Source organism: Zoogloea dura, assembly GCF_012927165.1.
In the GTDB taxonomy this organism is placed as follows: domain Bacteria; phylum Pseudomonadota; class Gammaproteobacteria; order Burkholderiales; family Rhodocyclaceae; genus Zoogloea; species Zoogloea dura.
In genome coordinates this window covers 99,945-121,516 of record NZ_JABBGA010000011.1, presented here as the reverse complement: position 1 = coordinate 121,516, position 21,572 = coordinate 99,945, and the positions used below count along the sequence as shown (strand labels likewise).

Genomic DNA, 21,572 nt, shown 5'->3' with positions numbered 1-21,572 from the left:
CGGTGAATTTTGCGTGACATGCCCGGCAGGGCCCTCGCTGGCGCTAAAATCGAGGGTTTCGAACACAAGGAACACTGCCATGCAATACGGCGAATTCGACGCCAACGCCCTGATGCACATCACCAACCGGCCCGAAATCGTCTTTGAGCGCGGTGAAGGCTCCTGGCTGTACGACAACAAGGGCAAGGCCTACCTGGACTTCGTGCAGGGCTGGGCGGTGAACTGTCTCGGCCACTGCCCGGCCGAGATCGTCGAGGCCGTGCAGCAGCAGGCCCACAAGCTGATCAACCCCAGCCCGGCCTTCTACAACGGCCCCATGATCGAGCTGGCCGACCTGCTGACCCGCCATTCCGCCTTCGACCGCGTCTTCTTCGCCAACACCGGCGCGGAAGCCAACGAAGGTGCGATCAAGCTGGCCCGCAAGTGGGGCCGCGTCCACAAGGACGGCGCCTACGAGATCATCACCTTCGACCACAGCTTCCACGGCCGCACCCTGGCCACCATGTCGGCCTCCGGCAAGGCCGGCTGGGACACCCTCTTCGCCCCCCAGGTGCCGGGCTTCCCCAAGGCCAACCTGAACGACATCGAGTCGGTGAAGGCCCTGATCGGCCCCAAGACCGTGGCCGTGATGCTCGAACCGGTGCAGGGCGAGGGCGGCGTGATCCCCGCCGAGCCCGACTTCATGCAAGCCCTGCGCGCCCTCACCCGGGAGCACGGCATCCTGCTGATCGTCGATGAGGTGCAGACCGGCATGGGCCGTACCGGCCGCCTGTTCGCCTACGAGCACTCCGGCATCGAGCCCGACATCATGACCCTGGGCAAGGGCATCGGCGGCGGCGTCCCCCTCTCCGCCCTGCTGGCCCGCGAAGAGGTGTGCTGCTTCGTGCCCGGCGACCAGGGTGGCACCTACAACGGCAACCCGCTGATGACCGCCGTCGGCATCGCCGTGCTGCGCCGCCTGATCGCCCCCGGCTTCCTCGACAGCGTCGAAGAAAAAGGCCGCTACCTGGCTGCCGCCCTCGACAAGCTGATCATCCAGCACCGCCTGGTGGGCGAACGGGGCAACGGCCTCCTGCGCGCCCTGATCCTCGACGACGAGCGCGGCCCGGCCCTGGTCAAGGCGGCCCTGGAGCACAGCCCCACCGGCCTGCTGCTCAACTCGCCGCGCCCCAACCTGCTGCGCTTCATGCCGTCGCTGACGGTCACCACCGAGGAGATCGACCAGATGATCGCCCTCCTCGACGGCCTGCTGCGCGACGTTCCGCGCGCCTGAACCGGCAGCCGGCACGCCCGGCCTTTGGATGAACGGAGAACCCGCCTTACAATAGCGGGTTTTCCGGCTCATCCCGCCGGAAGCTACTGAACATCAAAGGAATTCCATGGCTCTCCAATGCGGCATCGTCGGCCTGCCCAACGTCGGCAAATCGACCCTCTTCAATGCCCTCACCAAGGCCGGCATCGCCGCCGAGAACTACCCCTTCTGTACCATCGAGCCCAACGTCGGCATCGTCGAAGTGCCCGACCCCCGCCTCGACGCCCTCTCCGAGATCGTCAAGCCGCAGAAGATCCAACCCGCCATTGTCGAATTCGTGGACATCGCCGGCCTGGTCGCCGGCGCCTCCAAGGGTGAAGGCCTGGGCAACCAGTTCCTGGCCAACATCCGCGAGACCGACGCCATCGTCAACGTGGTGCGCTGCTTCGAGGACGAGAACGTCATCCACGTGAATGGCAAGGTCGACCCGCTCGCCGACATCGAGACCATCGTCACCGAGCTCGCCCTGGCCGACATGGCCGCCGTCGAGAAGGCCATCCACCGCGAGAACAAGAAGGGCCGCTCCGGCGACAAGGACGCCCAGAAGCTCGTCGCCATCCTCGAAAAGCTGCTGCCCCACCTCAACGAGGGCCAGCCGGCACGCACCATGAAGCTCAGCGACGACGAAAAGCTGATCCTCAAGCCCCTGTGCCTGATGACCCTCAAGCCCGCCATGTACGTGGGCAACGTCACCGAGGACGGCTTCGACAACAATCCCTACCTCGACCGCCTGCGCGAGCACGCCGCCAAGGAAGGTGCCCCGGTCGTCGCCCTGTGCGCCAAGATCGAAGCCGAACTGGCCGACCTCGACGATGAGGACAAGCTCGCCTTCCTGGCCGACCTGGGCCTTGAGGAACCCGGCCTCAACCGCCTGATCCGCGCCGGCTACCAGCTCCTCGGCCTGCAGACCTACTTCACCGCCGGCGTCAAGGAAGTCCGCGCCTGGACCATCCACGTGGGCGACACCGCCCCCCAGGCGGCCGGCGTGATCCACACCGACTTCGAACGCGGCTTCATCCGCGCCCAGACCATCGCCTTCGACGACTTCATCAAGTACAAGGGTGAAGCCGGCGCCAAGGAAGCCGGCAAAATGCGCTCCGAAGGCAAGGAATACGTGGTGAAGGACGGTGACGTGCTGAACTTCCTGTTCAACGTCTGACGCCAGGCCGCTCCCAGCCAGTGCCAGAAAAGCCCCGTGCAGACGGGGCTTTTTCACTTCCAGCGGCGTAGCCCATCAAAGCGCCTCCAGGCCCCCACGAAGGCCCTGAGCCTGCGCCTGCAGGGCATCGCGCTCGGCTGGCGGCATCTTCTGCAGCTGCCGGTACACCATGCCCAGGCGATGGTTGCCGCCCAGCAGTGGCTCATGGCGGGCGAAGAAATCCCAGTACAGGGCATTGAAGGGGCAAGCCTTGTCGCCAATCCGCTGCTTGTGGTCGTAACGACAGCCCTGGCAGTAGTCGCTCATGCGACGAATGTAGGCCGCGCTGCTGACATAGGGCTTGGTGGCGATGATGCCGCCGTCGGCCCACTGGCTCATGCCCAGGGTGTTGGGCAGCTCCACCCACTCGAAGGCATCGATATAGACGCCCAGGTACCAGCGGTGCAGCGCCTGCGGGTCCAGCCCGGCGAGCAGCGCGAAATTGCCGATCACCATCAGGCGCTGGATGTGGTGGGCATGCGCCGTGCGCAGTGACTGGCCGATCGCATGCTGCAGGCAGCGCATGCCTGTCTCGCCGCTCCAGAACCAGTGCGGCAAGGGCAGGTGGTGGCCGAGCGCATTGCCTTCGTCGTAGCCGGGCATGTGCGCCCAGTAGATGCCCCGCACATACTCGCGCCAGCCCACAATCTGCCGCACGAAGCCCTCCACCGCCGCCAGGGGTGCCCGGCCCTGCCGGTAGGCCGCCTCGGCCCGCAGCACCACCTCGAGCGGGTGGAGCATCTTCACGTTGAGCGCAAACGACAGCAGCGAGTGGAACAGGCGCGGGCTCGTGCTGCTCATGGCGTCTTCAAAGTCGCCGAAGTGCGGCAGCGCGGTCTGGACGAAGGCCTCCAGGCAGGCCAGCGCCTCGCTGCGATTCACCGGCCAGCGCATCTCCCCGGCCTGGGCATCGCCGAAGCTGCCGACCCCGCAGCGGGCAAGCATCGCCCACAGCCCGCTGTGGTCATGCACGGGGCGCGCGTCCAGCGGCTCCGCCGGCGTGCCCGGCCAGGGCTTGCGGTTGTCGTGATCGAAGTTCCACTGCCCGCCTTCGGGCTTGCCCTGGGCATCCATCAGCAGGCCAAAGCGGCGGCGCATGTGGCGGTAGAAATGCTCCATCAGCCATTGCTTGCGGCCCGCGAACAGCTCGGCCAGCTCGTGCCGGGCGGTCAGGAAATGCTCGCTGCCGACCTCCTCGGTCGTCAGTTCCTGCTGTGCAGCCCAGCTGCGCAGCAGGACATCCAGCCGCCATTCGTCGGGAGACTGCCACTCCAGGCGCCGGGCAGCGTAGTGCTGTACCAGCGCAGCCAGGTTCTCCGGGATGGATTGGCGGTTGCTCGGATCGTCCAGCGTCACGTAGCGCACCCGGTGCCCCGCTGCGCGCAGCTGACGGGCGAACTCGCGCATGGCGGCAAAGATGGCGATGATCTTCTGCGCATGGTGAAGCACGTAGTCGGTCTCCTGGCGCACCTCCATGAGCACGTACACCACCTGCGGATCCACGGTCTGAAACCATGAATGCCCGGGATTCAGCTGATCCCCCAGGACCAGGCGCAGGGTATGGCTGGAGCCCGTCATGCCACGCCCCACAGGCGCCGGTACCCCCCCTCCGGGTCATGTTCGGCCGCCTGCCTGGCCACATTGAAGCGGCGCCCGCCCCGGGGGTCGGTACCCCGGCCCGCGACGTACAGCCAGTTGCCCTGATTGCTATACACGTCGTAGTCCACCAGGCAGGCCTCGAACCAGGCGGCGCCGGCCCGCCAGTCACCGCCAAGCTCATGCAGCAGATAGCTGGCCACCACCTGACGCAGCCGGTTGCTCAGGTAGCCGGTAACCGCCAGTTCGCGCATCGCGGCATCAACCAGCGGCTCGCCGGTGGCCGCCTGGCACCAGCGCGCGAAGCCCGCCGCGTTGTGTGGCGGGCTGGGGTTCGAGCCCAACCCGCGTGCGTGGTAAAGCCTCGCGCCATGCTGCAGATGCAGGAAGCGGAAATAGTCACGCCACAGCAACTCGAACCACAACCAGTAGCTGCTCTCCGTCGCCCCATGCACCGCTTCGTACTGCCGCAGCCCGGCAAGGATGCGTCTTGCCGACAGTGCCCCCGTAGCCAGCCAGGGCGACCACTTGCTGGAGTAGTCCACGCCGGTCAGGCCGTTGCGCGTCTGCTTGTAGCTGTCGGGCCGCCGGCAGGCCAGGTAGCGGGCCGCATGTGCCAGCCCCGCGGTCTCGCCGCCACCCAACCCGGCCTGCCCATGGGGCAGCGATGAACGTGCGTCTGCAGGCGGAGGCTCCGCAAGGCACCACGACGGGTCGCTACGCAGCTGCGGAGGCAGACCAACCCCCGGAGGCCAGGACGGCAGCCCTGACGGCGGCGGCAAGGGCGCGGGCGGGCTCAGATGCGCCCTCTCCACCCCCTGCCGGAACAACGTGAAGGTGGCGGGCAAGGCATTCTCCGCCCACGGCAGCTGAGCAGGATCGAGCAGGCTGCTCTGCCAGACAGTGCGCACCGACAAACCGGTGGCCCGCAGCGCGGCGACTTCGGCCCTCTCCTCGGGGGCGGCGATGTCCTCACACACAACGGTGTCGGTGCCCACCGCGCGTGCCAGCATGGGCAGCACGAGGGACGCGGGCCCCGGACACACCAGCAAGGGGCAGTTCAGCCCGTCGAGCTGGTCTCCCAGATCACGCAGTGCGCCTGCCAGCCACGCACGGCGCTGCGTGCCCCAGCGGGCAAATCCCCAAGGGCTGACTTCCTCGAAATCAGGCAGGCAGAATACCGGCACCAGATGCCGGGTACCCGCAGCGCAGGCAGCCTGCAGGGCCGGCTGATCATGCAGCCGCAGGTCGGCACGAAACCAGAACAGTACCGAACTCATGCGACCTCCCTGCTGCCGCTGCCGCGCCGGTGGGCGCTGCGGCAGCGTTCGGAGCAGTACTTCACCTCGCTCCAGCTTCGCGCCCATTTCCTGCGCCAGGCGAAGGGCAGGCCGCAGTGCGGGCACAGCTTCCGGGGCAGGTGTGGCTTCTTGTGCATGACTCAGAAGTCCAGGCTCTGCTGCCGGGGGTCCGGGGCGGGCGGCAGACGCTGCTCACGCGTGCTCCGCGCCAGGCGCGAGCCGTGCTTGTCGACGATGGCCGCCTTCGCGGCACGCACTTCCGCCTGGGCCCGCAGGGCATGGACACGGGCCTTGGCCTCGCGGGTGGCGACGTCCAGTTCCACCAGGGGAGCAGGAATCTCCTGCCCCACGCGCACGCCGCAGCGCGCCTGCACGTCGGCCGGCATGCGCCAGGGCTGCAGCAGCCAGGCGTCGGGCACGCGGCGCAGGGCGGGCAGCCAACGGCGAACGAACCGGCCCTTCGGGTCATGGTCCTGGGCCTGCTTGACGGGGTTGTACACGCGCGTCGTGTTGATGCCGGTGGTGCCGGCCTGCATCTGCATCTGGCTCCAGTGGATGCCGGGCTCGTAATCCAGGAACTGCCGCGCCAGCCACAGGCCGACCGGGCGCCAATGCAACCACAGCGGATACGCAGCCACAGAGACCAGCATTGCGCGCATCCGGAAATTGATCCACCCCGTCTCACGCAGCATGGCAACGCAGGCATCCACCATGGGCCAGCCCGTGCGCCCGGCCACCAAAGCGGCAAAATGCGCCTCGCTCCACTCGCTTTCACGCAGCCCGTCGTAGCCCCGGTGCAGGTTCCGGAACTCCAGCGCAGGCTCGGATTCGAGCTTCTGGATGAAGTGGCAGTGCCAGTGCAGGCGGCTCAGGAAGGCCGTCAGCCCCTGGCGCTGCCAGGCCGAATCCGGCACCGCAGCGTCGCTGATCTCCGCGATGCGGTGTTTGGTAGCCTGCACCACCTCGCGCATGCTCAGGGAGCCCAGGGCAAGATAGGGCGACAGCCGCGAACAGGCAGTGGGTGCCATCAGCGGGGACGAGATGCCGCCCCGGTACTGACGGCTGCGCTCCCCCAGGAAATCCTGCAGCACCTGCCCGCCCGGGGTGCGCCCGCCACGTTGGCGTCGGGGTGGGTCATGCGCGGCGAGGCCAAGCTCATCTGCCGCTGGCCAGGCCTGGGCGGGCCAGGGCAAGCCGCAGCCCCGCAGACTCCCCGGTAGCAGCGCCGGCAGGCACGGGGCCTGCATGTGCGCCTGCCACCGGGCGCTCCAGAGATCACGTGAAGACAGGCGTCGAACGACACCGTGCTGAGGCCACTCCTGCCAGGCCACCCCCTGCTCACGGCACCAGCGGGCAACGGCCCGATCGCGCGCGAAGGTATGGCCGTTGCCGGTTTCCTCGTGCGACAACAGGGTCTCAAAGGGAGCAAGGGCATGCAGGCGCCCCAGCACCTGTGTCATCTCACCCACGGCGATCTGTAGCTCTGCTCCGCAGTGACGCAGTTGCCGGGCGAGGTCGCGCAGGCTCTCCTCCAGGAAGAGATAGTGCTGCAGGGCGCAGTCCGGCTGCGCCCAGAGGCTGGGTTCCACAACGTACAGGCACAGCACGGGACCGCGCCGGGCGGCCTGGAGCAAGGGGGCGTGGTCGTGGACCCGCAGGTCACGCTTGAACCAGACGACGGAGTAGGTCATGGCGCAGGCTCAGCAGGCTCAGGGAGTGGAATCCTGGCGCTCGTGCGCCACCCAGATCAGCGCGGCGGTGTCGATCCCCAACGCCTTCGCCTGCGTGGTGATGACTTCGCGCTGCACGGGATCAAGCTGCTTGTCGCGCGCCAGAATCCAGCAGTAGCTGCGGTCGGGGCCCATCACCAGGGCCCATCGATACGCCGCATCCAGGGCCACCACGTGATAGCCGCCGTAGAAGGGCCCGAAGAACGACACCTTGAGCGACCCCGTGGTCGGCATGCCACTGAACAAGGCCTTTCCCACCGCCTCGCGCCACCGCCCGGCTGAGGGATCGAAGCCCCGGTTCACCACGCGCACACTACCGTCCGGCTGGATGCTGTACACCGCCGAGACATCGGTCATGCCACGCTCGAAGCTGTGATCCAGACGGGCAAGCTCGTACCACCGCCCCTGGTAGCGCGAAAAGTCGAAGGGAGCCACCGGCGTGACGCCTGGCGGCGGGCCGATCGATGCACAGCCCGTCACCAGGGCAGGCAAGGCGAGCGACAGGGCCAGGCCCCATCCGCGGGCGCAGTGCGCCAGTTTTTTCATCATGGACAAATCAAAAATTCGAATCATTATTGTCCAGGACAAAAACACAATTTGTCCAATCAAATTCCGCGCAACTCCGGAATTCCGGCCATGGCCACAAACAATGAAAAACCCCCGCCGGCTCGCACCGGCGGGGGTTCCTGATAATTCAAACGATCGGATTCGGCCCTACAGGCCGGCGAACAGGGAGATCAATGCCGCCACTTCTCCTTGAGCATCTCCAGCGCCTCCCTGGACAGGAACAGCTCAACGACCTCGATGGCGCGCTGCTCGACTTGCCGACGACGCTCGTAACCGGTGGGGGAGCGTCCTTCCCGCTGGCGCCGGTCGGAACCTGAGCGCCGCTCCAGACCTCGCTCATTCGCATTGCATTCCGGGTTGTTCAAGCGCTTGTACATCACCGTCTCCAAGATTTCTTTCCTTGGTGAACAGGATCGGCCAGATCGCCCGGATTGATCGAGAACTAGTTCTCGGATCGACCCACACCATGGAGCACGGGCATGACGCATTTGGCACTGACCGGCAAAAGCGCGTCAGGCCGCCTGCCAGAGCGCAATCAGCGCGTCGCGATGGGGCACCAGGACAGGCACCTGCACGTCCAGCACCGGCCCGGTAAGGGTATGCCCGGAGCTCTCCGCAGCCACCACGATCGAGGTACCCTCAATGCTGACCTCCAGCGGCCCCTGGTTGGCCTGGAGACGGGTCTGGCGGTGCTCTTCGCCGAGAAAGATATGGCCGTTGGTGAGGTTGAGACGCCCCGCAATGCGGGTGGGCTGGCCGCTGCTGAGCAACGCCGCAACCGAGCAGGGGACGAGACGGTATTCATTGACCAGCGCCAGGGCCTGGCGACGCAGATAGCCGGACGCCTCGGAGGGACTGGCCGGCAGTTTGGGTGCCGCCTTCGCCGCCAGGAGATCCACCTCCTTGTCGGTCAGGTGCGGGGCCACGGCGATGATCCGGCGCCGGTCCACTGTCTGGGCCACCAGGCTGACCGCGTCCAGGTGATGGTGGCTGCCCACCACCGTGATGCCGGCCTTGCCCAGCTGCTTGCCGGCAATGACCGGCAGCCCCTGGATGACGGTTGCGCCAAGCGCGGTGGCAAACGCCTTGCACAAACGCTCGTGATCGAGTGCACTCAGTTGGGCCGGAACGGCCAGATCGAGATCGAAGTGCAGCTTGAGGCGGACATTGGCCGAAGACATGAAGGCAAACCGGGAAATTCGATTGCCATGTTATCGGGTGCCAGCCCGCCACCTTGAGGACAGATTGGCAGGACTCAGTCGCTGACCGCTTCGCTGCGCCTGGCGGTGACGAAGCGCGCCAGGAAGATCCCCAGCTCGTACAGCAGGCACATGGGGATCGCCAGCATCAACTGGGAGACCACGTCCGGCGGCGTCACCACGGCAGCCACCACGAAGGCGCCGACGATCACGTAGGGACGCGCCTCCTTGAGCTTGGCCACATCGACCACCCCGAGCTTGACCAGTACGATGACGAACACCGGCACCTCGAAGGTGATACCGAAGGCCAGGAACATGGACATCACGAAGGACAGGTACTGCTCTATATCCGGTGCCGGGGTGATGCTCTTGGGCGCGAACTGGGCAATGAAACTGAAGACGGTGCCAAACACGAAGAAGTAGCAGAAGGCCATGCCCGCCAGGAACAGCACCGTGCTGCCCACCACCAGCGGCAGCCCGAGACGCTTCTCGTGGGCATAGAGTCCCGGCGCGATGAAACACCAGGCCTGGTAGAGCACGAAAGGCAGGGCGATCACGAAGGCAACCATCAGGGTCACCTTCATGGGCACGAAGAAGGGTGTGACCACCCCGGTCGCGATCATGCGGGTGCCTTCGGGCAGCGCCTGCATCATCGGGTGGGCGAGGATGTCGTAGATGTCGCCGGCCCACGGCATCAGGCCGGCAAACACGATGACCACCGCCACCACCGCACGCAGCAGGCGGTCTCGCAGCTCGACCAGGTGGGAAATGAAGGTATCTTCCTGGCCGCTCATGACTGAGTGTTCCGGGTGGGCGTGGTGGGCATGGCGGAATGATCGAAATTCAGGCCGAGCTGCCGCTCATCCACCACCGGAGCGGCAGGATCCTCGGCGACGGCTGCGGACGGCGCGCCGGGGGCAGTCTCGGGAAAAGCGGCAAAGCCGGACTGGCTCTCCGCCTCGGCAAGCTGCTGATCAAGGCGGGCGGCAGCCTCCGCATCGCTGAGGGCCGCCGGAGACTCAGCTGCCGACGGTTCAGCCGCAGCCTTGAAGCTGTCCTCCAGCCCGGACACCGCGGACGATGCGCTCTGGAGGGAAGACGAAACCCCCTGCTCCACCTCCGCGACCTGGGAGCGGATGTTCGTCTCCATGGACATCGCCGCCTGGCGAGCCTCGTCCTGGAGCTTCTTGAGCTCCTCGAGCTGCATCTCCCGGTTGATGTCCGACTTCACATCAGAGACATAACGCTGCAGACGGCCGAGCAGGTGCCCGGTGGTCCGGGCCACCTTGGGGAGCCGCTCGGGGCCGAGCACCAGCAGCGCCACGATGCCGATGACCATGAGCTCCGAAAAACCGATGTCGAACATCCGATTCGCCTAAGAATTGAGATACGCAATACGGGGACGGGCGGCACAAACGAAAAAGGGGCTGCCCGCCCCTTTTCCGCGCCTGCCGCGGGCCGGGATCAGGACTTGTTCTTTTCCCTGGCTTCGGCGTCGATGGTCTGGCCGGTGCCGCCGGCAATCTTCTGGTTGGCATCGCTGCCCGGTTGGTCGGCCTCTTTCATGCCGTCCTTGAAACCCTTGACCGCACCACCGAGATCCTGCCCGATGTTGCGGAGCTTCTTGGTACCAAACACGAGCATGACGATCACCAACACGATCAGCCAGTGCCAAATGCTGAAGGAACCCATTCAAATCTCCTGGAAAACTACCGTTTAAGCATCGGCCCGACAGGCTCCTGCCCACCTACTATGTGCATGTGCACATGCATGACTTCCTGCCCGCCGACGCGACCGGTGTTGATGATGGACCGGAACCCGTCGGTGCTGCCTTGATCAACAGCAATCCGGCCGGCAACCACCAGCATCCGCCCCAGGGTTTCCGTATCGGCCTCGGTGGCGTCGGCCAGGGAGGTGATGTGGCGCTTGGGGATGACCAGCACGTGCACCGGACGCTGCGGCTGGATGTCCTTGAAGGCCAGCACCAGTTCGTCCTCGTACACCCGGGCAGCGGGGATTTCCCCGCGCACGATACGGCAGAACAGGCAATCCTGCATGAGACTCTTTCCTTACTTGGCAGTTCGCGACTTTTTCTCGTCTATCCCCGATACACCCTCGCGACGCCGGAACTCGGCCAGCACGTCGTCCACCGAAAGACCGAAATGGGTCAGCAGCACCATGGTGTGGAACCACACATCAGTCACTTCCCAGACCACATGGAGCAGGTCCTTGTCCTTGGCCGCCATGATGGTTTCGGCTGCCTCTTCGGCCACCTTCTTGCAGATCGCGTCAGTGCCCTTGTGGAACAGGCTGGACACATAGGAGGAATCAGGACTCGCCTCCCTGCGCGCAGCGAGGGTCTCGGACACACGGTGCAGCACTTCAATATCGATCATTTGTAAATATCCTTCGGGTCTTTGAGAACCGGGTCGACAGCCTCCCAGCGGCCGTCCGCATAGTACTTCTGAAAGAAGCAGCTACGCCGCCCGGTATGGCAGGCTATCCCACCCACCTGCTCGATCTTCAGAAGCACCACGTCGTTGTCGCAATCGATGCGGATCTCGCGGATCTTCTGGGTATGACCGGACTCTTCGCCCTTGTGCCACAACCTGCCGCGGGAACGCGAGAAATATACCGCCTCACCTGTTTCAACCGTTCGCGCCAGGGCGTCGCGGTTCATCCAGGCAAACATCAGCACGTCGCCGGTGACGGCATCCTGGGCGATGGCGGGAATCAGGCCGTCCTTGTCCCACAGCAGCTCGTCGAGCCAGGCGGTGGAAGCAGGCTGGGCACTCACAGGCGCACCTCGATGCCGCGGGCCCGCATCAGCTCCTTGGCCTCGCGCACGGTGTGCTCGCCAAAGTGGAAGATGCTGGCGGCCAGCACGGCATCGGCGCGGCCTTCGGTCACGCCATCGGCCAGATGGTCCAGGTTGCCCACGCCGCCGCTGGCAATCACGGGGATCGCCACCGCGTCGGACACCGCCCGGGTCAGCCCCAGGTCGAAGCCGTTCTTGGTGCCGTCCCGGTCCATGCTGGTGAGGAGGATCTCGCCGGCTCCGAGGGAAGCGACCTTGCGGGCCCAGTCGATGGCATCCAGGCCGGTGCGGTTGCGCCCGCCATGGGTGAAGACCTCCCACTTGCCCGGCGCGACCTGCTTGGCGTCGATGGCCACCACGATGCACTGGCTGCCCACCTTGCCGGAGGCATCAGCCACCACCTGCGGGTTGTTCACCGCGGCCGTGTTGATGCTGACCTTGTCGGCACCGGCATTGAGGAGACGCCGCACATCATCGACAGTGCGCACACCGCCACCGACGGTGAGGGGAATGAAGACCTGTTCGGCCACCTGCTCCACCACGTGCAGGATGATGTTACGGTCGTCCGAACTGGCCGTGATGTCGAGGAAGGTGATCTCGTCGGCGCCCTGCTCGTCGTAGCGGCGCGCCACTTCGACCGGATCGCCCGCATCGCGCAGCTCGACGAAATTGATGCCCTTGACGACCCGTCCGGCGCTGACGTCGAGACAGGGAATGATGCGCTTGGCGAGCATGGGGTCAGCTCGCTCCGTTGAGCTCGTCGGCCCGCGACTGGGCGGCGCCGAAATCGAGGCTGCCCTCGTAGATGGCGCGGCCGGTGATGGCACCGGAGATGCCTTCGGACTCCACCGCGCACAAGGCTTCCACGTCGGTGATGGTGGCGATGCCGCCACTGGCGATGACCGGGATGCGCAGGGCCTGAGCCAGCTTGACGGTGGCCTCGATGTTAACCCCAGAGAGCATGCCGTCGCGGCCGATGTCGGTGTAGATCACGCCTTCGACACCGTAATCCTCGAACTTCTTCGCCAGGTCGACCACGTCATGGCCGGTGAGCTTGGACCAGCCATCCACCGCGACCTTGCCGTCCTTGGCATCCAGGCCGACGATGATGTGGCCGGGGAAGGCGCTGCAGGCATCGTGCAGGAAACCGGGGTTCTTGACCGCCGCGGTACCAATGATGACGTAGGTCAGGCCGGCATCCAGGTAGCGCTCGATGGTATCCAGGTCACGGATGCCCCCACCGAGTTGCACGGGGATCTCATCGCCCACTTCGTCGAGGATGGACTTGATGGCAGCGCCGTTCTTCGGCTTTCCGGCAAAAGCACCATTCAAATCAACGAGGTGCAGGCGCCGGGCGCCTTGGTCAATCCAGTGTCTGGCCATCGCACCGGGGTCTTCAGAGAAGACCGTGGCGGCGTCCATTTCGCCTTGTTTCAGGCGCACGCAGTGACCGTCCTTGAGGTCGATAGCGGGAATCAGCAGCATAGGAGAGGGCGGTAAAGGAGTTGAAACGAGGCGACGGGATGGAAAGGAACGGCGTCAGGGCTTCCAGGACATGAAGTTCGACAGAAGCTGCAAGCCCGCCTGCGCGCTCTTTTCCGGGTGGAATTGGATGGCGAAGATATTAGCCTGCGCTACCGCCCCGGTAAAGGGGATGCCGTAGTCGGTGGTGGCCGCTACCAGTGCCGGGTCGGCCGGGTCCACGTAATAACTGTGCACGTAGTAGAAGCGGGCCCCATCCTCGATGCCGGCCCACAGGGGGTGGGCCTGCTTCTGCCAGACCTCGTTCCAGCCCATGTGGGGCACCTTGAGGCGCGAACCGTCGGCCGCCACCATTTTTTCTGCCGGGAAGCGCCGGACTTCGCCCTTGAAGATGCCCAGCCCGGGCACGTTGCCCTCCTCACTGTGCTCGAACAGCATCTGCTGGCCGATGCAGATCCCCAGGAAGGGCTTGCTGCGGGCGGCCTCCAGCACCGCCGGGCGCAGGCCGCGGGCATCCAGCTCACGCATGCAGTCGGGCATCGCCCCCTGGCCGGGGAAGACCACCCGCTCAGCCGCCAGCACCTCGGCCGGATCGGCCGTCACCACCACGCCGGCACCTGCAGACACATGCTCGATGGCCTTGGCCACCGAACGCAGGTTGCCCATGCCGTAATCGATGATCGCCACCCTGCTCATAGTGCCCCCTTGGTGGAAGGCACCACGCCGGCCTGGCGCGGATCCGGCGTCACCGCCATGCGCAACGCACGGCCGAAGGCCTTGAAGGCAGTCTCGCACTGGTGGTGGGCGTTGCGGCCCTTGAGGTTGTCGATGTGCAGGGACACGCCGGCGTGATTGACGAAGCCCTGGAAGAATTCATACACCAGCTGGGTGTCCAGCGCGCCGATCATGCCGGCGCTGAAGGGAATGTCGAACTCCAGGCCGGGACGGCCGGACAGATCGACCACCACCCGGGACAGGGCCTCGTCGAGCGGCACGTAGGCATGGCCGTAGCGGGTCAGGCCCTTCTTGTCGCCGAGCGCCCGTGCAAAGGCCTGGCCAAACGTGATGCCCACATCCTCCACCGTGTGGTGGCCGTCGATGTGCAGGTCGCCCTGGCATTCGATATCGAGATCGAAGCAACCATGGCGGGCGATCTGGTCGAGCATGTGATCGAAGAAACCGATGCCGGTGTTGAGCTGACTGTTGCCCGAGCCGTCCAGGTCGACCTTGACCCGGATCTTTGTCTCGAGGGTATCGCGGGAGATTTCGGCTTGCCGCATTGCGCTGATTTTCCGGAAAACTGTGAAAACTGGGGAACGGATGGGGCCATGATAGCATCTGTCGTTTTTACCGTCCCTTGCGGCGGCGCCTGCCGCCGAGCCCGATCTGCCATGAGCCGCTTCTGGAGCCCCGTCGTCCACGACCTGACGCCTTACGTACCCGGTGAGCAGCCCAAGCTCGCCAACCTGGTCAAGCTCAACACCAACGAAAACCCCTACCCGCCCAGCCCCCATGTGCTGGAGGCGATCCGTGCCGAACTCGGCGGGGACGCCGACCGCCTGAAGCTCTACCCGGACCCGTCCGGCAGCCAGCTGAAGGCCGCGGTGGCCCGCCATTTCGGTGTGCCGGCCGACTGGGTGTTCGTCGGCAACTCTTCGGACGAAGTGCTGGCCCACACCTTCCAGGCCCTCCTCCGGCACGACGCACCTCTGCTCTTCCCGGACATCACCTACAGCTTCTATCCGGTGTATTGCGGCCTCTACGGCATCGACTTCGAAGCCGTGCCGCTGGATGCCGATTTTGCGATCCGGGTGGATGACTACCTGGCCCGCGGGGCCGGCAAGGTGGGCGCGGTGATCTTCCCCAACCCCAACGCCCCCACCGGCCGCCTGCTGCCCCTGGCCGAGATCGCCCGCCTGGCCGCAGGCCTGCCCGATGCGCCCATCGTCATCGACGAGGCCTACGTGGACTTCGGCGGCCTGGACGCGATCCCCACCGCGGTGGAGCTGGTGCGCACCCACCCCAACATCCTGGTCACCCAGACCCTCTCCAAATCCCGCTCCCTGGCCGGCCTGCGGGTCGGCTTCGCGATCGGCCAGCCGGAGCTGATCGAAGCGCTGACCCGGGTGAAGGACAGCTTCAACTCCTACCCGCTGGACCGCCTGGCCCTCGTCGGCGCCAGTGCCGCGCTGGACGACGAAGCCTGGTTCCACCAGACCCGCCGCCAGGTCATCGCCAGCCGCGACGCGCTCTCCGCCAGCCTGGCCCGACTCGGCTTCGAGGTCCTGCCCTCCGCCGCCAACTTCGTGTTCGCCCGACACCCCGGGCGGGACGCCGCCACCCTGGCCGCCGCCCTGCGGGAGCGCAGCATCATCGTGCGCCACTTCAAATCGGCGCGGATCGACCAGTTCCTGCGCATCACGGTGGGCACCGACGCCCAGTGCGCCCTGCTGGTGCAGGCGCTGGAGGCGATCCTCGCCTGAACCGAAGTCTCCGCACCAATAAAAAGAGGGCGCCCAGGAGCGCCCTCTTTTTATTGGCTCACGCCGGCGTCACTTGACCGCCAGCAGCTCCACCTCGAACACCAGCGTGGCGTTCGGAGGAATCACGCCGCCGGCGCCGCGGGCACCATAGCCCAGGTTCGGCGGAATGGTCAGCTTGCGGCGGCCGCCCACCTTCATGCCCTGCACGCCCTCGTCCCAGCCGGCGATCACGTGGCGGGCACCGAGCGGGAAGACGAAGGGGTCGTTGCGATCCTTGCTGGAGTCGAACTTCTTGCCGTCGGTGAGCCAGCCGGTGTAATGGACCTGCACGTGCTGGCCGACCGTGGCTTCCGGGCCGGTACCGACTTCCAGGTCTTCAATGACGAGGCCGCTCGCCGTGGTGGTTTGGGTCATGAAACGCTCCTTGTAAAAGACCGCGGGATTCTAAGTCATCCGGCCCGCAGGCGCTTGGCAAACACCTTGCGGAACTTGGCCACCTTGGGCGCCACCACGTACTGGCAGTAGGGCTGATGACCGTTGCGGGCGAAATAATCGTGGTGATAGGGCTCTGCCGGCCAGAAGTGCGGGGCCGGCTCCACCTCGGTGACGATCGGCTCGTCGAAGGCGCCCTCCCAGGCCAGCCGGCGGATCTTCTCCGCGGCAAGGGCTTCCTGCTCCGGCGTGGTGAAGAAGATCGCCGAGCGATACTGGGTACCCACATCGTTGCCCTGGCGGTTGGGCGTGGTCGGATCGTGGATCGCGAAGAAGATGTCGAGCAAGTCCTCGAAGCCGATGACGGCCGGGTCGAACTCGATGCGTACCGCCTCGGCATGGCCGGTATCGCCGTCGCATACCCGCTGGTAGCTGGGCGCATCCACATGGCCGCCGAGGTAGCCCGAAGTCACGCCGAGCACGCCCTCTGCGCCAAGGTACACCGCCTCCAGGCACCAGAAGCAACCACCGGCCAGGATGGCCACCTCGGTTTTTTTCGTGTTGTCGTCTGCCATGTCAGTCCTGATGGGTTGTGGGGACATCCGGCAGACCATGGTCCGGCGGAAAGATTTCAAGATAAAGGAGATCACCCGCAAAGGCGAGCCACGGCAGCGCCGGCAACAGCAGCAGCGGGCACAAGGCCGAGACGATCCCGGTCACGCCCAGCACCCCGGCCCACAGCAGCATCGTTCCCGGGCTGGCAAACACCGCCTTCACGCTGGCCATCACCGCCTGCACCAGGCCTGCCCTCCGGTCGAGCAGCAAGGGCACGGAAAAAACAGCAATGCAGAACACGATCAGGGCCAGCACCACCCCCATCACGCTGGTCAGCAGCAGGAACCAGGCGACACGTGCCCCACCGATCCCTGTCTCGCCGCCGATCATGAAGCTGTAGACCGTCGCGGCGTCCGACATCCAGATCAGGAACAGCAGCAGGCAGACTCCCGCCAGGGCCCACAGCCCCCTGGGCATGCCCCGCAATACCCAGGTCGCACCGTGCAAGCTTCCGCAACGACGCAGGGCCAGGAACAGCGGCCAGGCGGCCGGCCCGACCAGCAGGAATCCGCCGGCCATCGGCAGCACCATGGGGGCCAGCCCCGCCTTCAAAAGCCCGGCCAGGATGAGCGTCCCCAGCACGGCCGGCACGGCGGCCAGGGCGAGCGCCGGAGCGGATAACGAGCCCCGCCACAGCTCGCGCCAGCCGGCGGCCAGGACCCATTTCAACCGAGAGAACGAAACGCTGCGGGGAACAGGGGACGCGACCACGGCGGCACTCCGGACAAAGAGCCCCATCTGGCACCGGAATGCCGACGGAATCCATGAGCGGGATCAAGAACCCGCCACGGCAGCTCAGCGGAAGGAAATCGAGAACACGCCGTCGAGCGCATTCTCGCTGCCGGCCCGGCCGATCACCGAGAGCCGGCGGGTCAGCTGGTAGGTCAGCTTGACCACGCTGGAGGTGCCGGTCACGCTCTGCTCGAAGGACAGCATGGCCTGGGCCGACAGACGCTTGCCGATGGTGATCACCTGCCCCGGCACGGTCTCGCCGCTGTAGCTCGAAGAAGCCCCGGTCACGCTGCCGCTGGCCACGCTGCTGGTCTGCACCCGGCTGCGGGAATCGATGCTGGAGCCGAAGGACAGCTCGTCGATCCCCAACGCGTTGGCCAGCCCGGCCGACATGTTGCCGCCACCGCCCCCGAGCAGGGCCTGCGCCGCAGGCAGCAGCAAGGCCATTTCGCCGCCGGAGCCCTGGTCGGGCGGCCGCCCCAGGACGATCCAGCCGAGCTTTTCCGGATCCGGCACATTGGGTTCGGAGACCAGCCTGACCAGGGGGCGGCGGGCCGTGCCGGTGATCCCTACCCCGGCCTCCACGGCCAGCCCCTTGCGCAGAGCCACCACATTGAGCCCCGGGTTGGCCAGCGGCCCGTTGAAGGTGACGATACCCCGCTCGATGGACAGCTTCTGCCCATAACCCTCGAAGACGCCCCCCACGGTGTTGATGGTCCCGGACGCACTGAGGGGCTTGCCTTCGCCCGAGCGCAGGCGCAATTCCCCCCCCAGCCGGGTATCCAGGCCGAGGGCCTTCACGTACAGCGAATTTCCAAGGCTGATGGCCAGATCCACCCCGGTCTGGAAGGGGTTGGCCGGCGCCCGCGCATTGCGCCGCGGATCGAGCACCTCCACGTCGTCCCCGAGGCTGGGGGCCGGCGTGCGCGACAACTCCACGAAGCCCGCGTCTGCCGCCAGGCGACCCTTGATGTGGGCCGACTGCCAGCCGGTCAGCACCTCGCCCTCACCACTCAGGACCAGCCACTGATCTGCCCGCTGCAGCAGGGGCAGGCGCTCGGCCTTGAAGGTGAAACGGCCTTCGCCACTGGCCAGTTGCATGGCCCCCGCGGCATTGAGGGTGCCCGGCAGGCGCGTCAGGCGCGCCACGTCGATCCGGCTTTCGCGGGGCTTCACCCGGTTGGGCGAGACGAAGCTGAACTCGTCGAGGCGCAGCACTTCCCGGTTGAATTCGGCCACCAGGGTGCCGCCGGACAGATGCAGCCCCTGGTCGGCCATCAGGAAGTCGAGTTTCTCGCCACGGATCCGCCCGGCGGCCTCCGGCCGGGCCGGCGTGCCGGCCAGGGTGAATTCCCCCTTCAGGCTGCCGTCGGTCTTCAGGTTCTGGTCGGCCAGCGGGCCGGCCCAGGCGATGGAAGGCATGTCCAGGCTCGCCGAGCCCAGCAGCGGCGCGCCCGGGACAAGCCGGATGCTGCCATCCGCCGTCCGCTCCAGCAGGGCCGAACCCGCCCCCGCCAGCTTGCCCAGCCGCGAGCCATGGGCACTGAAGCCGAAGGCCAGCCGGCTGGCCGCTGCCGACACGGTAAGCTGCAGCTCATCCAGCCCGAGCTGCACGAGAGCGTCGCCCTGCAGCACCAGATCGCCCTTTTCGCGGAAGAAGCGGACAAAACCGTTGGCCTGCTCGCCGATATCCACATCCCACTCTCCCCCGACGCTCAGGGAGTCACCCTTCGACTGCACGTTGCGGGTGGCCGGATCGAGGATCAAGCCGACCTGAACGCCTGTCACCTTGCCTCTGGCCACCAAGTGACGGGTCTCCCAGCGCGTGTCCTCGAACAGGTAGCGCCCGCCCGCCCCACCACGGAATTCCGCACGCCCCAGGCGGATCTGATCGGCCGACAGCAGCAATGAGGCCGGCGCCAGCAGCTTCACCGGAAACGCCCCCCTGACGTCCAGGCTCTCCAGGCGCCCCTCCCAGCTCGGCCCGTCGGCCAGGTTGCCACTCAGGGTCGTCGTCAGGGCGTGGTTGTGCAGGCCGTCCAGATCCAGCCGCAGCGTGTTGCGGGCGCGCGTCCCGTCGAACGCCAGATTGGCCTTCTGCAGCAGCATCTCGTCCCGGTCGCCGCGGTGCACTCCGCCCACGATGAGGTTCAAGGCCAGGGTGCCGGCCTTGCCCTCGGACACCCGGCCACGGCCGGCCACGCTGTCGATGAACACACCGCCCGCCGCCAGGCGCTCGCCCTGCACGTCGAATTCGCCGGCCGGCTGGGCCGGTGTGCCGCGCAGCACCCCGTCGGCGCGCAGACGGCCCCCCAGGCCATGCCCCAGGGCCGCCAGCACGGGCGCGTCCACGTGGATCTCCAGCGCGTCACCGGCACGCCCATAGGCGCCCTTGGCACCCAGGCGGTTGCCGGCCAGGTCCACCGCCACGTCGGCCGCAGCCAGGCGGCGCCCCTCCAGCGCCAGGGCTCCCTTGCCGGACAAGGCCTTGCCTTCGAGGCGGCTCGGCGCCAGCTCGAAATCCAGCTTGCCGGACAGCATCGGGCTGCGCAGCCCACGCACGGAGAAATCCGCATTGAGATCGGCCGGTGGCGCCGCCGCGACGAAGGCGCGGGGATCGAAACGGCTGAGCCGCCCCCGGGCCTCGAAGGCCCCCACCCCATCCAGGGCCATCTGCCCGGACAGCTCCAGACGGGCCGCCCCCGCCATCACCACGGCCTCGTCCACACGCAACAGGGCGCCACCGTGGCGGGCCTTCAGACGCAGTGCGAGCTTCTTGTCGCGCAGATCGGCCTGGAGCACCTGGGCCTCGCCGTCGCCCCGCAGGGCCAGCGTACCGGTGATCTGCGTAGCCACCGCGCGACGGTCCAGGCGGCGCGCATCCAGCCCGCTCACCCGCAGTTCGCTGCGGACGCGGCCCATGCCGGTCTCGCCGGCGGCCGGTGCCTGCCAGCTCGCCTCGCCGGAGACGCGGCCGTCGCCGGGCAGGCGCAGATCCAGATCGGACAGCGCGAGCTCGCCACCCGCCCAGCGCAGCCGGCTGGCCAGCGACACCAGTGGCAGCTCGCCCGCGTCATTCCGCCCCGGTTTGCGGTTGAGCACGCGCACCGGCCCCGACACCACCCAATCCCCGACCGCCAGGCTTTGCCCGGCGGCGGGAGTGCTGCGGGCCGACGGCTCCAGCCTGGCCTCGATGTCCAGGCGTGCGCTCGGGGCGCCGGCGTGAAAGCGTTGCGGGTCCAGGTCGGTCACCTGCAGCTGCACGGAACGCAGGGGCAGCAGGGCGAAAGGTGTCGCCAGCAGGTCGGCTTTGCCGCTCATGCCGGCCCCGTCGGCCGTTGCCGCCACGTCCAGCGCCTCCAGGCGCCCACCGGCCTGCAGCTTGACCGCATAAGCTTCGCCGCCCTGGGTTGTGGCCAGGGCGGCCTGCAGGCTCAGCGGGAAAGGCGCCCGCCCGTCGAGCTGCCCATCGGCCGTGACGTGGCCGACCGGCGTCCCCGCGGTGATGCCGGAAAAACGATGTACGCGTCCATCGGAGTCGAGCTGCCCTGCCAGGCCGGTCAGCTCCAGGTGCGGCGCAGCGGCGCGCTCGCCCTCCAGGGCGGCCAGCGTCAGGCGATCAAGGCGCAGCTGGCCCAGACGGACGGCCAAGGGAATTTCGAGATTGACCGGGAGCGTGGCGGGCTCGGTGCTGGATCGCGTGGCCACGGCCAGCTCCGAGGCGGCGAGCCGGTCCACCTCCAGCAGCCCGCTGCTCAGCGCGCCCGGGCGCCAGTCCAGCTCGAGATTGCGCAGCTCGAGCTGTAGATCCGCCGTGCGGATTTTGAGCCCCTTGATGCGCAGGCCGCCAAGCAGATAGCCGTCGGCCCCTTCGACGGCCAGCAGGCCGCCGCTGAAATGCTCCGCCAGGCCCGCGGCGAAGCGCAGGCCGGAGGCCGTGCCGCCCACCCAGCCCAGCACCAGGATGGCCGTCGTGACCAGGCCGACGAGCGCCGCCAGCAGCGCCCTCAGGCCACGGGCGGGCCAGCCCCGCCGTCGGCCGGGCCCGGGGGCCGGGTCGGATGGCGGCGCGGCGCGCTCATCCGCGCCCGGCACCTCGCCCATGGA

General features: G+C 67.1%; 24 protein-coding genes. 3 read left to right on the top strand and 21 right to left on the bottom strand.

All coding sequences use genetic code 11. The features are described from left to right. Positions 1-79: 79 nt before the first annotated feature. Together HHL15_RS14735 and ychF are read left to right on the top strand one after the other, a co-directional pair. Positions 80-1,273 carry an acetylornithine transaminase gene (locus HHL15_RS14735; RefSeq protein WP_169146544.1) on the top strand — a complete coding sequence of 398 codons (1,194 nt, stop codon included), beginning with the start codon at positions 80-82 and terminating at the stop codon, positions 1,271-1,273. 106 nt (positions 1,274-1,379) lie between these two features. Further along, positions 1,380-2,471 (top strand): redox-regulated ATPase YchF, encoded by a 1,092-nt coding sequence (gene ychF, locus HHL15_RS14730; protein WP_169146543.1) that lies wholly within the window; start codon positions 1,380-1,382, stop codon positions 2,469-2,471. A 75-nt stretch (positions 2,472-2,546) separates the two neighbouring features. Here ychF and HHL15_RS14725 read toward each other — a convergent pair whose 3' ends face one another. From HHL15_RS14725 to hisB, 17 genes are all read right to left on the bottom strand, one after another. Next, positions 2,547-4,088, bottom strand: a complete 1,542-nt coding sequence (locus HHL15_RS14725) for a cryptochrome/photolyase family protein (RefSeq protein ID WP_169146542.1) — start codon at positions 4,086-4,088, stop codon at positions 2,547-2,549. After that, complete coding sequence (locus HHL15_RS14720) at positions 4,085-5,386, bottom strand: DASH family cryptochrome (protein WP_169146541.1); 1,302 nt, start codon at positions 5,384-5,386, stop codon at positions 4,085-4,087. Before HHL15_RS14720 ends, HHL15_RS14725 begins: the two co-directional genes overlap by 4 nt. Then, entirely contained in the window at positions 5,383-5,544 is a 162-nt protein-coding gene (locus HHL15_RS14715) for a DUF2256 domain-containing protein (protein WP_169146540.1), read from the bottom strand. The genes HHL15_RS14720 and HHL15_RS14715 overlap by 4 nt, the downstream gene beginning before the upstream one ends. Positions 5,545-5,547: 3 nt before the next feature. After that, positions 5,548-7,098, bottom strand: coding sequence for a cryptochrome/deoxyribodipyrimidine photo-lyase family protein (locus HHL15_RS14710; protein ID WP_169146539.1), 1,551 nt, complete (start codon positions 7,096-7,098; stop codon positions 5,548-5,550). Between the two features lie 18 nt (positions 7,099-7,116). After that, positions 7,117-7,686, bottom strand: coding sequence for a lipocalin family protein (locus HHL15_RS14705; RefSeq protein ID WP_206198775.1), 570 nt, complete (start codon positions 7,684-7,686; stop codon positions 7,117-7,119). A gap of 188 nt (positions 7,687-7,874) precedes the next feature. Further along, entirely contained in the window at positions 7,875-8,081 is a 207-nt protein-coding gene (locus HHL15_RS14700; protein ID WP_169146537.1) for a hypothetical protein, read from the bottom strand. Positions 8,082-8,216: 135 nt separating this feature from the next. Further along, positions 8,217-8,885, bottom strand: coding sequence for a hypothetical protein (locus tag HHL15_RS14695; RefSeq protein ID WP_169146536.1), 669 nt, complete (start codon positions 8,883-8,885; stop codon positions 8,217-8,219). Positions 8,886-8,959: 74 nt separating this feature from the next. Next, entirely contained in the window at positions 8,960-9,697 is a 738-nt protein-coding gene (gene tatC, locus HHL15_RS14690; protein WP_169146535.1) for a twin-arginine translocase subunit TatC, read from the bottom strand. Next, positions 9,694-10,269 carry a Sec-independent protein translocase protein TatB gene (gene tatB, locus HHL15_RS14685; RefSeq protein ID WP_169146534.1) on the bottom strand — a complete coding sequence of 192 codons (576 nt, stop codon included), beginning with the start codon at positions 10,267-10,269 and terminating at the stop codon, positions 9,694-9,696. Before tatB ends, tatC begins: the two co-directional genes overlap by 4 nt. Positions 10,270-10,367: 98 nt before the next feature. Continuing rightward, a complete protein-coding gene (tatA, locus tag HHL15_RS14680; protein WP_169146533.1) occupies positions 10,368-10,595 on the bottom strand; it encodes a Sec-independent protein translocase subunit TatA in 228 nt (75 codons plus the stop codon). 17 nt (positions 10,596-10,612) lie between these two features. Continuing rightward, a complete protein-coding gene (locus HHL15_RS14675) occupies positions 10,613-10,960 on the bottom strand; it encodes a histidine triad nucleotide-binding protein (protein WP_169146532.1) in 348 nt (115 codons plus the stop codon). A 12-nt stretch (positions 10,961-10,972) separates the two neighbouring features. Continuing rightward, positions 10,973-11,299, bottom strand: a complete 327-nt coding sequence (locus tag HHL15_RS14670; protein ID WP_169146531.1) for a phosphoribosyl-ATP diphosphatase — start codon at positions 11,297-11,299, stop codon at positions 10,973-10,975. Beyond that, positions 11,296-11,700, bottom strand: coding sequence for a phosphoribosyl-AMP cyclohydrolase (hisI, locus tag HHL15_RS14665; protein ID WP_169146530.1), 405 nt, complete (start codon positions 11,698-11,700; stop codon positions 11,296-11,298). The genes HHL15_RS14670 and hisI overlap by 4 nt, the downstream gene beginning before the upstream one ends. Further along, the gene (gene hisF / locus HHL15_RS14660) at positions 11,697-12,455 is read right to left on the bottom strand and encodes an imidazole glycerol phosphate synthase subunit HisF (RefSeq protein WP_169146529.1); all 759 of its coding nucleotides are present in this window, start codon (positions 12,453-12,455) and stop codon (positions 11,697-11,699) included. Before hisF ends, hisI begins: the two co-directional genes overlap by 4 nt. 4 nt (positions 12,456-12,459) lie before the next feature. Next, positions 12,460-13,206, bottom strand: a complete 747-nt coding sequence (gene hisA / locus HHL15_RS14655) for a 1-(5-phosphoribosyl)-5-[(5-phosphoribosylamino)methylideneamino]imidazole-4-carboxamide isomerase (RefSeq protein WP_169146528.1) — start codon at positions 13,204-13,206, stop codon at positions 12,460-12,462. A 54-nt stretch (positions 13,207-13,260) separates the two neighbouring features. After that, positions 13,261-13,899: an imidazole glycerol phosphate synthase subunit HisH gene (hisH, locus tag HHL15_RS14650; protein WP_169146527.1), complete on the bottom strand. Its 639-nt coding sequence runs from the start codon at positions 13,897-13,899 to the stop codon at positions 13,261-13,263. Continuing rightward, complete coding sequence (gene hisB, locus HHL15_RS14645) at positions 13,896-14,483, bottom strand: imidazoleglycerol-phosphate dehydratase HisB (RefSeq protein ID WP_169146526.1); 588 nt, start codon at positions 14,481-14,483, stop codon at positions 13,896-13,898. Before hisB ends, hisH begins: the two co-directional genes overlap by 4 nt. A 111-nt stretch (positions 14,484-14,594) precedes the next feature. Here hisB and hisC point away from each other — a divergent pair, with 111 nt between their 5' ends. Then, positions 14,595-15,686, top strand: a complete 1,092-nt coding sequence (gene hisC / locus HHL15_RS14640; RefSeq protein ID WP_169146525.1) for a histidinol-phosphate transaminase — start codon at positions 14,595-14,597, stop codon at positions 15,684-15,686. A 69-nt stretch (positions 15,687-15,755) separates the two neighbouring features. Here the strand turns inward: hisC and HHL15_RS14635 are convergent, their stop codons facing one another. The 4 genes from HHL15_RS14635 to HHL15_RS14620 all read right to left on the bottom strand — a co-directional run bounded on the left by HHL15_RS14635 (position 15,756) and on the right by HHL15_RS14620 (position 21,569). After that, positions 15,756-16,100, bottom strand: a complete 345-nt coding sequence (locus tag HHL15_RS14635; protein WP_169146524.1) for an FKBP-type peptidyl-prolyl cis-trans isomerase — start codon at positions 16,098-16,100, stop codon at positions 15,756-15,758. Positions 16,101-16,135: 35 nt separating this feature from the next. Then, positions 16,136-16,693 carry a peptide-methionine (S)-S-oxide reductase MsrA gene (gene msrA / locus HHL15_RS14630; protein ID WP_169146523.1) on the bottom strand — a complete coding sequence of 186 codons (558 nt, stop codon included), beginning with the start codon at positions 16,691-16,693 and terminating at the stop codon, positions 16,136-16,138. A gap of 1 nt (position 16,694) precedes the next feature. Then, positions 16,695-17,402, bottom strand: coding sequence for a DUF2189 domain-containing protein (locus HHL15_RS14625; RefSeq protein ID WP_169146522.1), 708 nt, complete (start codon positions 17,400-17,402; stop codon positions 16,695-16,697). Between the two features lie 126 nt (positions 17,403-17,528). Next, positions 17,529-21,569: a translocation/assembly module TamB domain-containing protein gene (locus tag HHL15_RS14620; protein WP_169146521.1), complete on the bottom strand. Its 4,041-nt coding sequence runs from the start codon at positions 21,567-21,569 to the stop codon at positions 17,529-17,531. Between the last annotated feature and the right edge of the window lie 3 nt (positions 21,570-21,572).